This is a genomic window from Micromonospora globbae (genome assembly GCF_003610785.1).
In the GTDB taxonomy this organism is placed as follows: domain Bacteria; phylum Actinomycetota; class Actinomycetes; order Mycobacteriales; family Micromonosporaceae; genus Micromonospora; species Micromonospora globbae.
Window position 1 is genome coordinate 265,035 of sequence record NZ_RAQQ01000004.1, and the last position, 12,429, is coordinate 277,463.

General features: G+C 74.3%; 13 protein-coding genes. 8 read left to right on the top strand and 5 right to left on the bottom strand.

Translation table 11 applies throughout. The annotated features are described in order from the left end of the window. Nucleotides 1-157: 157 nt before the first annotated feature. The 3 genes from D7I43_RS07450 to D7I43_RS07460 all read left to right on the top strand — a co-directional run bounded on the left by D7I43_RS07450 (nucleotide 158) and on the right by D7I43_RS07460 (nucleotide 2,745). Nucleotides 158-847, top strand: coding sequence for an aggregation-promoting factor C-terminal-like domain-containing protein (locus tag D7I43_RS07450; RefSeq protein WP_192902094.1), 690 nt, complete (start codon nucleotides 158-160; stop codon nucleotides 845-847). A gap of 107 nt (nucleotides 848-954) precedes the next feature. After that, nucleotides 955-1,599, top strand: a complete 645-nt coding sequence (locus D7I43_RS07455; protein WP_120327652.1) for a rhomboid family intramembrane serine protease — start codon at nucleotides 955-957, stop codon at nucleotides 1,597-1,599. A gap of 177 nt (nucleotides 1,600-1,776) precedes the next feature. Continuing rightward, nucleotides 1,777-2,745, top strand: a complete 969-nt coding sequence (locus D7I43_RS07460; RefSeq protein ID WP_120327653.1) for an NAD(P)/FAD-dependent oxidoreductase — start codon at nucleotides 1,777-1,779, stop codon at nucleotides 2,743-2,745. Nucleotides 2,746-2,936: 191 nt separating this feature from the next. Here the strand turns inward: D7I43_RS07460 and D7I43_RS07465 are convergent, their stop codons facing one another. Beyond that, on the bottom strand, nucleotides 2,937-3,869 hold the full coding sequence (locus D7I43_RS07465; RefSeq protein WP_120327769.1) for a DMT family transporter: 933 nt from the start codon (nucleotides 3,867-3,869) through the stop codon (nucleotides 2,937-2,939). 26 nt (nucleotides 3,870-3,895) lie between these two features. Beyond that, entirely contained in the window at nucleotides 3,896-4,927 is a 1,032-nt protein-coding gene (gene glpX, locus D7I43_RS07470; RefSeq protein WP_120327654.1) for a class II fructose-bisphosphatase, read from the bottom strand. A gap of 158 nt (nucleotides 4,928-5,085) precedes the next feature. On the opposite strand from glpX, the gene D7I43_RS07475 reads away from it, so the two are divergent. Both D7I43_RS07475 and D7I43_RS07480 read left to right on the top strand, forming a co-directional pair. Beyond that, complete coding sequence (locus D7I43_RS07475; protein WP_120327655.1) at nucleotides 5,086-5,949, top strand: DUF4245 domain-containing protein; 864 nt, start codon at nucleotides 5,086-5,088, stop codon at nucleotides 5,947-5,949. Between the two features lie 281 nt (nucleotides 5,950-6,230). After that, the gene (locus D7I43_RS07480; protein WP_120327656.1) at nucleotides 6,231-7,085 is read left to right on the top strand and encodes a hypothetical protein; all 855 of its coding nucleotides are present in this window, start codon (nucleotides 6,231-6,233) and stop codon (nucleotides 7,083-7,085) included. A gap of 67 nt (nucleotides 7,086-7,152) precedes the next feature. Here D7I43_RS07480 and D7I43_RS07485 read toward each other — a convergent pair whose 3' ends face one another. Then, nucleotides 7,153-7,374 (bottom strand): exodeoxyribonuclease VII small subunit, encoded by a 222-nt coding sequence (locus tag D7I43_RS07485; RefSeq protein ID WP_120327657.1) that lies wholly within the window; start codon nucleotides 7,372-7,374, stop codon nucleotides 7,153-7,155. A gap of 42 nt (nucleotides 7,375-7,416) precedes the next feature. Then, nucleotides 7,417-8,637: an exodeoxyribonuclease VII large subunit gene (gene xseA, locus D7I43_RS07490; protein ID WP_192902095.1), complete on the bottom strand. Its 1,221-nt coding sequence runs from the start codon at nucleotides 8,635-8,637 to the stop codon at nucleotides 7,417-7,419. Nucleotides 8,638-8,801: 164 nt separating this feature from the next. On the opposite strand from xseA, the gene D7I43_RS07495 reads away from it, so the two are divergent. Both D7I43_RS07495 and D7I43_RS07500 read left to right on the top strand, forming a co-directional pair. Beyond that, complete coding sequence (locus tag D7I43_RS07495; RefSeq protein ID WP_120327658.1) at nucleotides 8,802-9,791, top strand: 4-hydroxy-3-methylbut-2-enyl diphosphate reductase; 990 nt, start codon at nucleotides 8,802-8,804, stop codon at nucleotides 9,789-9,791. A 42-nt stretch (nucleotides 9,792-9,833) separates the two neighbouring features. Beyond that, on the top strand, nucleotides 9,834-10,277 hold the full coding sequence (locus D7I43_RS07500; protein WP_120327659.1) for a hypothetical protein: 444 nt from the start codon (nucleotides 9,834-9,836) through the stop codon (nucleotides 10,275-10,277). A gap of 136 nt (nucleotides 10,278-10,413) precedes the next feature. On the opposite strand, the gene rmuC is transcribed toward D7I43_RS07500, so the two are convergent. Then, the gene (gene rmuC / locus D7I43_RS07505; RefSeq protein ID WP_120327660.1) at nucleotides 10,414-11,577 is read right to left on the bottom strand and encodes a DNA recombination protein RmuC; all 1,164 of its coding nucleotides are present in this window, start codon (nucleotides 11,575-11,577) and stop codon (nucleotides 10,414-10,416) included. A 54-nt stretch (nucleotides 11,578-11,631) separates the two neighbouring features. Here rmuC and D7I43_RS07510 point away from each other — a divergent pair, with 54 nt between their 5' ends. After that, nucleotides 11,632-12,396: a hypothetical protein gene (locus D7I43_RS07510; RefSeq protein WP_120327661.1), complete on the top strand. Its 765-nt coding sequence runs from the start codon at nucleotides 11,632-11,634 to the stop codon at nucleotides 12,394-12,396. Nucleotides 12,397-12,429 lie beyond the last annotated feature (33 nt).

Sequence of the window (12,429 nt, forward strand, 5' to 3'; positions counted from 1 at the left end):
CGCGCACCGGAGAGATCGTCAGGGATCGTTCGTCACTCCCGTCACGACCCGGTACGCCGGCTGCGGCCGGGGACGGTCGGGGCGCTCACGGCGCGGGCACCGGCCCCTCACGGCCCGGCACCGCGCCGTGTCCTTGCCCCCGACGAAGGGACACTTCGTGAGTCGGCTGTGGAGCCGGTTGGGTGCCCGCACGGCCGCCGTCGCGCTGCTCTCCGTGGGCGTCGCCGGCGGCTTCTATCTGGGCGAAGACCGGGAGACCCAGCAACAGGGCCTCACGGCGCAGGTCGGCGCGGAGGTCGACCAGGCGGAGTACGAGTACCAGCGCGAGCGCCAGGCCGCCTACCAGGTCCAGTCCGCCCGGCAGCGGGCCGCCGAGTACCAGGCCAAGCTGCGGGCCGCGGAGGCCGCCAAGGAGGCCGCCGAGCGGGCCCGCCGCGCCGAGGAGGCGGCGGCGTCCCGCAAGCGCGAGCGCGAGCGCGAGGCCGCGGCCGCCAAGCAGGAGACCAAGCCGTACGAGGGCCCCATCCCCGCCTCCTGCGCGGAGTACAGCGGCAACCGCAAGATCGGTTGCGCGGAGATGATCAAGGCGGGCTTCCCGATCAAGGAGTTCCCCTGCCTCGACAAGCTCTGGACGAAGGAGAGCGGCTGGAACCACAAGGCCCGCAACTCCTCGTCCGGCGCGTACGGCATCCCGCAGGCGCTGCCGGGCAGCAAGATGGGCTCGGTGGCGGACGACTGGGAGACCAACCCGGCCACCCAGGTCAAGTGGGGCCTCGGCTACATCGAGGGCCGGTACGACACACCCTGCGGAGCGTGGGCGCACTCGCAGGCCGAGGGCTGGTACTGATCCGGACCGTGACGGGGGCGGGTGGGTGAGCCACCCGCCCCCGTTCCCGCCCGATGTGCCCGGGCCGCGAGTGGCGGTCGGGCGGGTTTACTGATAGCAGTTGGAGGGTGACCCTGCTCCCCGGAAGCGGCGACCCCCACCGGTTCGGCACCGAGGCGTTCTACGCCGCACTCGGCCGGGCCTTCGTGGCGATGTGCGCGGTCGTCCCGTTCCTCTTCCTCGTCGAGGTCGTCGACCAGGGTCTCGCGTTCGGTCTGGACGCCACCGCCGGGATCATCCCGAAGCGCATCGACGGGCTCGACGGCGTCTTCTTCTCACCGTTCCTGCACCACGGCTTCGACCACCTCTACAGCAACAGCATCCCGCTGATCCTGCTCGGCACGTTCGTGCTCGCGGCCGGCGCCCGCCGCTTCCTCTGGTCCACCCTGCTGATCATCCTGGTCAGCGGCCTCGGCGTCTGGTTCACCGGCTCGCCGAACTCCGTGGTGGTCGGCGCCAGCGGAGTGATCTTCGGGTACCTCGGGATCCTGCTCACCCGCGGCATCGTCGAGCGGAGCTGGTGGAACTTCGCCGTCTTCGTGCTGGTCGGGCTCCTCTACGGCTGGCAACTCGTCGGCGTGCTGCCCACGGACGAGCGGATCTCCTGGCAGGGCCACCTCTTCGGGCTGCTCGGCGGGGTCGTGGCGGCCATCCTGTTCCGGCGCCGCCGCCACGACCCCTACCGCTCGGAGTCCACGCTGCCCATGCCCTGACGGGCCGCGCGCGTCCCGCGCCGGCCACCGCCCGGGCCGCCCGCGCCACGTCCCGCGCCGGCCCCCGCCGGGGGCCGCCCCCGCGCGATCCGCGGGACATGCTTGCCCGGGCCCCGCCACCGCCCTACCGTCGGCATCAGCACGCGTTGATCCGCGAGCGGGAAGCGACGGTACGCCATGCGCGAGGTCGATGTCGCCGTGATCGGGGCCGGTCCGGCCGGTCTGTTCGCCGCGTACTACGCCGGTTTCCGGGGGCTGTCGGTGGCGGTCGTCGACGCGCTGCCGGAACCGGGCGGCCAGGTCACCGCCATGTACCCCGAGAAACTGATCCTGGACGTGGCCGGGTTTCCGTCGATCAAGGGGCGCGACCTGGTGGCGAACCTCGTCGCCCAGGCCGCGCCGTTCGACCCGTGCTACCTGCTCGGCACCCGTGCCGAGACCCTCTCGTACGCCGACGACCGGCCGGTGCTCGGCCTCGCCGGCGGTGCGCGGCTGCGCTGCGGCGCGGTGATCGTCACCGGTGGGCTGGGCAGCTTCACCCCACGCCCGCTGCCCGTCGCCGAACACTTCACCGGCGCCGGGATCGTCTACTTCGTACCCCAGCCGGCCGAACTCGCCGGCCGGGACGTGCTGATCGTCGGCGGCGGCGACTCCGCCTTCGACTGGGCCCTCACGCTGCAACCGCTGGCCCGCTCGGTGACCCTCGTGCACCGGCGGGAGAAGTTCCGCGCCCACGCCGCCACCGTCGCCCGGGTGCTGGCGCTGCCGGTCCGGGTGGTGGTCAACGCCGAGGTCACCCGGCTGCACGCGGATGGCACGGTGAGCGCGGCGGAGATCACGGTACGGGGTGGTGCCGCCGAGACCCTGCCGGTCGACACGGTCGTCGCGGCGCTCGGCTTCACCGCCGACCTCGGCCCGCTCGCCGGGTGGGGACTGCGGCTGGACCGCCGGCACATCGTGGTCGACAGCACGATGGCCACCAACCTGCCCCGGGTGTTCGCGGCGGGCGACATCACCGAGTACCCGGGCAAGGTGCGGCTGATCGCCACGGGCTTCGGCGAGGCGGCGACGGCCGTCAACAACGCGGCCGTGGCGATCGACCCGGCCGCCCACCTCTTCCCGGGCCACTCCTCCGACGGCAGCTGAGCCGCCCCCGGTCGACGACGTGCTGGCCGAGACGGTGGCGGCGCCGCGGAGCTGACGGCCGCCGGACGGGCCGGGCCGGCGGTCCGGCCCGTCGGGGCCGGCGGGCGGCGCGGTCTGCGCGACCGCTACGAGGCCCACCACCAGCACACCGGGGTTGCCACCCCGCCCTCCGGCGGCCGGTGTTCCGGTCGTCAGCGCTGCGGCGCCAGCGCGGCGACCAGCACGGCCACCAGGGTGAGCGCGGCGCCGAGCAGCGTGGTGGGGCCGGGGTGCGAGGCCGCCGTCGGCAGGGCCATGTCCAGCCCGACGGCACCCACGATCTGCCCGGCGATGGTCGCCAGGCCGAGCAGCAGGACGCCCGTGAAGCGCACGATGGCCGCCGCGAGGGCGATGAACACGATGCCGATCGGGCCACCGACGTACAGCCAGGGCTCGGTGGGCAGGCTCCCGGCCGGCCATCCGCGTACGGCGACGTCGACGGCGAACGCGACGAGCAGGGCCACCGTGCCGACGGTGAAGTTCACGAGCGTGGCGGTGAGGGCGCTGTCGGCGGCCGCCCGTACGCGCCCGTTGACGGCCTGCTGCCACGCGATGCCCACCCCGGCCAGCAGCGGCAGCACGGCCAGCACCAGCGCGTCCGGCTCGCCGAGCCGGTCGCCGACCGCCAGGAGCACCGCCACCACGGTGAGCGCGGCGCCGGCCAGCCGCTGCGCGGTGAGCGGCTGCCGGCCGGTGGGCCCGACACCGGCCCGGTCGACCGCGAGGCCGCTGCCGGTCTGGCCGGCCACGACCGCCACCGTGAAGACCGCCACGCCCAGCGTGCCGATGGTGAGCCCCTGGGTGGCCACGAGGAAGGCGCCGCAGACGCCGCCGAGGCACTGCCAGGGGCGCAGCGAACCGGCGGCCAGCGCCCGGCGCAGGGCGGCCAGCCCCCGCCGCCCGGTCGGGGCGGCGGGGACCAACACCAGCAGCACCAGCAGGCCGACGCCGAAGGAGATCACGGCGGCCGCGAAGCCGTCGTGCAGGCGTACGCCCAACTCGCCGTTGATCCGCGACTGCACGGCGACGGCGAGCCCGGAGAGGATCGCGAGCCCCGTCCCCGCGATACGTCTGGTCGCCGGCAGGACGGGGCGGTCCGTGGTGGCGGTGCTCACTCCTGCTCGGCCAGGGGGCGGCCGTCGAAGTCGACGGCCGAGTAGAGCGCGAGCTTCTCCAGCCGGTGGTAGGAGTCGATCACCCGGATCGTGCCGCTCTTCGAACGCATCACGATCGACTGCGTGTACGCGCCCCCGGCCCGGTACCGCACGCCGCGCAGCAGGTCACCGGAGGTGATGCCGGTGGCCACGAAGAAGCAGTTGTCCCCGGTGACCAGGTCGTCGGTGGTCAGGACGCGGTCCAGGTCGTGCCCGGCGGCCAGCGCCTTCTCCCGCTCCTCGTCGTCCTTGGGCCAGAGCTTCGCCTGCATCATCCCGCCCATGCACTTGAGGGCGCAGGCGGCGGTGATCCCCTCCGGGGTGCCGCCGATGCCCATGAGCACGTCGACGTCCGACTCGCCCCGGGCCGCCGCGATGGCGCCGGCGATGTCGCCGTCGGAGATGAACCGGATGCCCGCGCCCGCGCGCCGGATCTGGCTGACGAGGTCCTTGTGCCGGGGCCGGTCCAGGACGCAGACCGTCACCTCGGAGACGTCGGTGCCCTTGACCCGGGCGATCCGGCGCAGGTTCTCGGCCACCCCCGCGTCGATGTCCACGACGTCGGCGTACAGCGGGCCGACGGCGAGCTTCTCCATGTAGAACACCGCGCTCGGGTCGAACATCGCGCCCCGCTCGGCGACCGCCAGCACCGCGAGGGCGTTCGGCATGCCCTTGCTCATCAGCGTGGTGCCGTCGATCGGGTCGACCGCGACGTCCACCTCCGGGCCGGACCCGTCACCGACCTCCTCGCCGTTGAAGAGCATCGGGGCGTTGTCCTTCTCGCCCTCGCCGATCACCACGACGCCCCGCATGGGGATCGAGTTGATCAGCTTCCGCATGGCGTCCACGGCGGCCCCGTCACCGCCCTCCTTGTCGCCGCGGCCGACCCACCGGCCGGCGGCCATGGCCGCCGCCTCGGTGACCCGGACCAGGTCGAGGGCGAGGTTGCGGTCCAGATTCTGCGGGATCCGGGTCCTGGTGTTCGTCATGACGGCTCCTCCTCGCGACGTTGCGGGGTGGACCGGCGCCGCGGTCGTCCGCTGCTGCCGGCTTTGTCGCTGATCCTCACACGATGGCGGAACGGGCGCTGGGGCGGGGCGGTGATGGCCCGGATACCGCCGGTCGGGGCGGCTGCGAGAATGGCGAGGTGGAACCCGCACAGCCTGCCGACCGCGTCCCCGCCGACCGCCTCCCCACCGGCGACCCCGGCCCCGGCGAGCCGGGCGAGACCCACCCCGCGTCCGCCGCGGGGCCGGCCCGAATCGAGCCGGGCGAGACCGGTGCCGCGCCCGCCGCGGGGCCGGCGCGCGTCGAGTCGGCCGGGACCGACGCCGCGTCCGCCGCGGGGCCGGCGCGCGTCGATCCGGCGCCGACCGACCCGGATGCCGTCGCCCAGCCGGCCCTCGTCGAGTCGACGGGCGCCGTGCGGCCCTCGACCGTGGCCGAACCGTCCGGGGCGGCGCCGCTGGACCCGCCGGCGCCACCGGCCGCCGTCGACGCCCGCCGGTCCGACCGGTCGCCGAAGGACATGGCGATCTCCCTGCTCGTGCTGCTGATCCCGATCGCCCTGCTGCTGGCCTTCTACCGGGGCTTCCTCGGCGGCGACCAGCCCACCCAGGTCGACCCCAGCCCGGCGATCGAACAGGCCCAGGGAGCCAACGCCTTCCCGGTGAGCCAGCCGACCGGGCTCGGTGACGACTGGCGTACGGTCAACGCCCGCTACCAGGAGGTGGAGGGGGGCTCGACGCTGCGGATCGGCTATGTGACCCCGGAGGGGCAGGGCGCCCAGCTCGTGCAGAGCAACGTGCCCGCCGAGCGGCTGATCCCCGCCGAGCTGAGCGACCGCGCCCAACCACAGGGCCAGACCGACCTGGACGGGCGGAGCTGGCAGCGGTACACCGCCCGGCAGAACGAGCAGGCGCTCGTGCTGCTGGAACCGGGCCGCACCGTGATCGTGGTGGGCGACGCCCGGGAGAACGAGCTGCGCCGGCTCGCCTCCTCGCTGCGCTGACCGATCCGGTGCCCGGCCGGGGGTGCCGCGGTACCGCCGGCAGCGATCTCGCACGGTGCCACGCGCACCACGGCGGCGCGCGCCCGTGCCCGAGCGGCGGCGGGACGACCCGCGCGAAACCGGACAGCAGGGTGATTGCGCGACCCCGCCGGAGGGAACAGAAGGGTGGCGGGCGGAGGTCGGCCCGGTCGGCCGGCTCGGGCTCGTGCGGCGCAGTCGAGGGTCTGCGTCGCCGGTCCCGGCGCGTGAGCCCGCGTCGGGAGACCCTCTGGGAGACACAGATGACTGTTCGACGAATCAGCGTCGGCCTGGTGGCCGCGGCACTGTTCACCCCGGGCCTCGTCGCCTGCACCGACACCGGCACCACGGGGACCGGCGCCTCGCCGACCGCCACCGCGTCCGGGACGGCCACGGCCACGGCCACCGGCACCGTCGCGCCGGGCGCCGGTGACGCCAAGCAGGAGCTGCTCGCCTCCACCGAGGCGATCCGCACCGGGAACTTCCGGTTCACCATGACCGGCGGCGGCAGCACCGCCGAGGGCCAGGTGCACGAGCCGAGCCAGAGCGCGCGGATCCGGGTGTCGCTCGGCGACGCGTCCTCCGACCTGTCGATGACGCTCGACGTCATCCATCACCGGCCCGACAGCTGGGTGAAGGTGGACCTCGGCGGCCGCGCGGCCGGCAAGGTGCCGGGGGTGGAGGCGCTGAACCTCGGCAAGTACCAGCACCTCGACCAGAACCGCATCAAGGGCGACCGCAACCTCGGGTTCGACTTCGACCGGCTCGACCCGGCCGGCAGCGAGGTGCTCACCCGGGGCATCACGGAGGTGCGGCGGACCGGCGAGGGCGCGTACGCCGGCACCATCGACGTGTCGGAGGCCGCCGAGGCCGGGTCCCTGGACGCCAGCATGATCGCCGCCCTCGGTGCGCAGGCGAAGTCCGTCCCGTTCACGGCCAAGGTGGACCCGCAGGGCCGGCTCAGCGAGCTGGTGATCCAGGTGCCGGCCTCCGGCCAGACGGCGGCGCAGGAGATCCGGGTCACCTACTCCGACTACGGCAACGCCACCGCCGCGCAGAAGCCGCCGGCGGACCAGGTCGTCGAGGCGCCGCCGGAGCTGTACCGCCTCTTCGACTGACCCGACCTGCCATCCGGCAGTCGTGGCGGGCGGGACACCAGGTCCGCCCGCCACGTCGGCCTCAGCGTCAGGAGGACTCGTCCTGGCGGGCCGCGTCGATGCGGGCGCGGGCGCCGTCCAGCCAGCGCTGGCAGATCACCGCGAGCGCCTCGCCGCGTTCCCACAGCGCCAGCGACTCCTCCAGCGACGTGCCGCCGGCCTCCAGCCGCTCCACCACCGACGCCAGCTCGGCGCGCGCCTGCTCGTAGCTGAGCCGCTCGTCCGGCCCCGCCTTCGTCTCCTCAGTCATCGACCCCATCCCAGCACACGGCCGCCGTCGACCCTCGGCGGCTCACCCGTCCACCGTCGCGGCCAGCTCGCCGTCGGCGAGGCGTACGCGCAGCGGGTCGCCCGTACCCACCTCGGACGCCGCCCGGACCACGTGGCCGTCGGCGCGCTGCACGATCGCGTACCCCCGCTCCAGCGTGGCCGCGGGCGACAGCGCACGAAGGCGGGCGAGCGTGTGCCGCAGTTCGTCGTCCGCGGCGGCGAGCCGGTGGTGCAGGCAGCGGCCGGCCCGCTGGCGGAGCATGGCCAGCTCGGTGGCCCGCTGGTCGATCATGACGTGGGGTCGGGCCAGCACCGGCCGGGACCGCAGCGCGTCGAGCCGTTGCGTCTCACGGTCGACGAGGTTGCGCACCGCGCGCTCCAGCCGGTGGCGGGCCTGCCCGATGAGGCGTACCTCCTCGGCCAGGTCCGGCACGATCCGCTTGGCGGCGTCGGTGGGCGTCGAGGCGCGGACGTCGGCCACGTAGTCGAGCAGCGGCGCGTCCGTCTCGTGGCCGATGGCGCTGACCACCGGCGTACGGCAGGCGAAGACCGCCCGGCACAGCGCCTCGTCCGAGAAGGGGAGCAGGTCCTCGATGCTGCCGCCGCCCCGGGCGATGACGATCACGTCGACGGCCGGGTCGGCGTCGAGCACCTTGAGCGCGTCGACGATCTGCGGCACGGCGCTCGGCCCCTGCACGGCCACGTTGACGGTGCGGAACTCGACGGCCGGCCAGCGCCGCCGCGCGTTGGTGAGCACGTCCCGCTCCGCCGCCGAGGCCCGCCCGGTGATGAGCCCGATCCGGTGGGGCAGGAAGGGCGGACGGCGCTTGCGGGCCCGGTCGAAGAGCCCCTCGGCGGCGAGCAGCTTCTTGAGCTTCTCCAGCCGCGCCAGCAGCTCACCGAGACCCACCTGGCGGATCTCGTCGGCCCGCAGGCTCAGCGTGCCCCGGGCCGCGTAGAACTCGGGTTTGGCGTGCAGCACCACCCGGGCGCCCTCGCGCAGCTCCGGGGCGCCGAGGTCGAGGACGTCCCGGTTGGTGGTGACGGTCAGGCTGAGGTCGGCGGACGGATCCCGCAGGGTGAGGAAGACGGTGGTGGCGCCGGGGCGCCGGCTGATCTGCGCCACCTGCCCGTCGACCCAGACCCAGCCGAGCCGGCCGATCCACGCGCCGATCTTCTGGCTGACCACCCGGACCGGCCACGGTTCGTCGGACGTGCTCCGTTCCACCTCACCCGTGCTCACCCGCCCACCCTACGGTCTGCCGAGCCGACCGGGTTGATCATGAAGTTGTTGCCCTGTCGACGGCGTGTCGCGGGCGATAACCTCATGATCACGCAGGTGCGGCCGGGGTGGGGCGGTCGCCCGCGGGCGATGTCGGCCTCCGCCGCGGCACGTACGATGGGCGGGTGACTGAGGTGGAAGCGACTCCCCGGACCGGCAAGCGCGTGCTCCTCGCGAAGCCCCGCGGCTACTGCGCGGGCGTCGACCGCGCGGTGCAGACCGTGCAGGAGGCGCTCAAGCTCTACGGCGCCCCCATCTACGTCCGGAAGCAGATCGTGCACAACCGGCACGTGGTGCAGACGCTGGAGGCCCAGGGCGCCGTCTTCGTGGAGGAGAACGAGGAGGTGCCGGAGGGCGCCATCGTCATCTTCTCGGCGCACGGCGTCGCGCCCGAGGTCCACGAGCAGGCGAAGGCGCGCTCGCTGAAGGCCATCGACGCCACCTGCCCGCTGGTCACCAAGGTGCACCAGGAGGCGAAGCGGTTCGCCGCCGAGGACTACGACATCCTGCTCATCGGGCACGAGGGGCACGAGGAGGTCATCGGCACCTCGGGCGAGGCTCCCGAGCACATCCAGCTCGTCGACGGGCCCGAGGCGGCCGACACGATCACCGTGCGGGATCCGAGCAAGGTCGTCTGGCTCTCCCAGACCACCCTCTCGGTCGACGAGACGCTGGAAACGGTCGCCCGGCTCAAGAAGCGGCTGCCCCTGCTCCAGTCGCCACCCAGCGACGACATCTGCTACGCCACCTCCAACCGGCAGCACGTCGTCAAGCAGATCGCGCCGGAGTGCGACGTGATGATCGTCGTCGGCTCCCGGAACTCCTCCAACTCCGTACGGCTGGTCGAGGTCGCGCTCGACGCGGGCGCGCGCGCCGGGCACCTCGTCGACTTCGCGCACGAGATCGACGACGCCTGGCTGGCCGATGCCCGTACGGTGGGCGTGACCTCGGGCGCGAGCGTCCCGGAGGAACTGGTGCAGGAGGTGCTCGCGCACCTCGCCGCGCGGGGCTTCGCCGACGTCGAGGAGGTCACCACCGCCAACGAGCGGCTCACCTTCTCGCTTCCGCAGGAGCTCAAGCGGGACATGCGGGCCGCCGCCGCGGCCCGGGGCTGAGGGGGCGGAACGGACGGCCGTCCCGGCACGTCCGATACCGGTATGAGGACCCTTCGGCTCGCCGCCGTCGCCCTGGTCGCCGCCGCCGCGCTGAGCGCCTGCGGTGACCCGGACGGCGCCGGCACTCCACCCACCCCCACGGGAGCGCCCACGGTGACGTCACAGCCCTCGACCCCGTCGAGCGACCCGAGCCCGTCGAGCGTTCCGCCCACGCCGCCCGCCAGCACGCCGCCGGTACGGCCGACCAAGAGCCCCGGCGGGCCCACGCTCCCACCGCCGGTGGGCGCCACCACGCTGACCGGCACGGTCGTCGCCGGCGTCGAGCCGAACTGCGTGCTGCTCGACGGCTACCTGCTGGTCGGCGGGCCGCGCGACGTGCTGAGGCCGGGCAGGAAGGTGACCGTGAGCGGCCGGGTCGAGCCGGGCATGATGACGACCTGCCAGCAGGGCACGCCGTTCGTCGTGGAGAGCGCCCACCGCGCCTGACTCCCCCCGGGGGCCCACCCACGGCCTCCGGCCGTCTCCGCGGTGATCATGAGATTGGCGGGGGATCCGGGCTCCGAACGCCCCGCCAACCTCATGATCAACGAGTGGGGTCGGTGGGGGCACCCGGACTGGGTGGTCAGCGGAGCGGGGGCGTGGGCTCCGTCGGCTCGAGCAGCTCCGGTGCCTGCGGCTGCCGGGGCGCCAGCTCCACCTGGGCCGGCGCTTCCAGATCCCGGTCCGAGACGCCCAGCTCGGCGAGCTTGCGGGCGCTGACCAGCACGCGCGCCTCCAGCGAGCCCACCGCCCGGTTGTACGCGGTCACCGCGCCGCCCAGCGCGGAACCGAGCCGGCCGACGTGGTCGCCGAGCGTGGCGAGCCGGCCGTACAGCTCCCGGGCCAGCGAGTGCACGGTGGCCGCGTTGCGGGCCAGCGCCTCCTGCCGCCACGAGTACGCCACCGTACGCAGCAGCGCGACCAGGGTGGCCGGGGTCGCGAGCACGACGTTGCGGGCGAAGGCGTGCTCCAGCAGGGTCGGGTCGCGTTGCAGGGCCACGTCGAGGAACGGATCGGCCGGCACGAACAGCACCACGAACTCCGGGGTGCTGTCGAAGGCGGCCCAGTACGTCTTCGCGGCCAGCGCGTCGACGTGCGCGCGCAACTGCCGGGCGTGCGCGTCGAGGTGGGTGTCCCGGCTGCGCTCGTCGCGCGCCTCCATGGCGGTCAGGTACGCGTCGAAGGGCGCCTTCGCGTCGACCACCACCGTCCGGCCGCCGTGCAGCCGCACCACCAGGTCGGGGCGTACGCCCTGCTGGTCGGTGGCCGCCGTGACCTGCTCGGAGAAGTCGCAGTGCTCCAGCATGCCGGCCGCCTCGACGATCCGGCGCAACTGGTGCTCGCCCCAGCGGCCGCGTACCTGCGGGGCCCGCAGTGCCGCCACGAGCTGTTTGGTCTCGGTGCGCAGTTCGCCCGACACCACGCTCATCGAGCGGACCTGCTCGCGCAGCTCGGCGTAGGCGTCGACCCGCTCCCGTTCCAGCTCGGCGACCCGCTGCTCGTAGCGACGCAGGGTCTCGTGCAGCGGGGCCACGGCCCGGGCCACCGCCTCCTGCGACTGGGCGGTCGCCTCGTAGCTGAGCGCCCGCATCGACTGCTCCAGCCGCCCCTCGCCCTCGCGGGCGGCGCGCAGGGTGGCGTCCAGCCGGGCGATCTCGGCCGCCGAACGGGACCGGGCGGCGAGCCAGCCCACCGCGCCGCCGGCGCCGAGACAGACCACCACCACCGCCAGCGTCGGGAAGTCCATCACTGAAGCTTGCCAAACGGGTACGACTGTGCGGGCGTGGGTACCGTCGGAGACATGAGAACTCTGCTGGTGGTGATCCTGGTGGCGCTCGTGGTCGCCGCGCTGGTGTGGTGGCGGCGCGAGTCCGCGGCGCGGGCGGCACGGGAGCTGGCAGACGTACGGGCGGACGCCCAGCGCTGGTACGAGCGCCTCGGCGGCCAGGTGATGAACCTGCACGGCGACGACCCGGCGGTGCGGCAGGCGCTGGTCGACGCCAGCGAACGGTACAACGCCGCCGGCAGCCAGCTCGAACAGGCCCGTACGGTGCACCAGTACCGGCTCGCCCGGGAGACGGCGCTGGAGGGGCTCGCGTACACGCGGGCCGCGCGGATCGCGCTCGGCATCGACCCGGGCCCCGACCTGCCGCCGCTGGCCGCCGCCCAGGGCACGGGGCAGCTCACCCGGGAGCGCGAGGTGCAGGTGCAGGGCCAGATGTTCAAGGCGGGCCCGCAGCCGGGGCGGGACACCCCGTACTACTACCCGGGCGGCCGGTTCCAGGGGCGGCCGGTGCCCGCCGGGTGGTACTCGACGCCGTGGTGGAAGACGGCGCTCGGCGCCGGCGCGGGCGTGCTCGGCGGGATGCTCATCGCGGACGCGCTCTTCTCGCCGGCCTTCGCCGACCCGGGTTACGGCTGGGACGCGGGCTACCAGGAGGGCTTCGCGGACGCCGCCGGCTACGGCGACCAGGGCGGCGACTACGGCGGCGACATGGCCGGCGGCGACTTCGGTGGGGACTTCGGCGGCGATTTCGGGGGCGACTTCGGGGGCGGCGACTTCTGACCCCACCCGCGGGCTCCGGGACGGGCCGCGGTG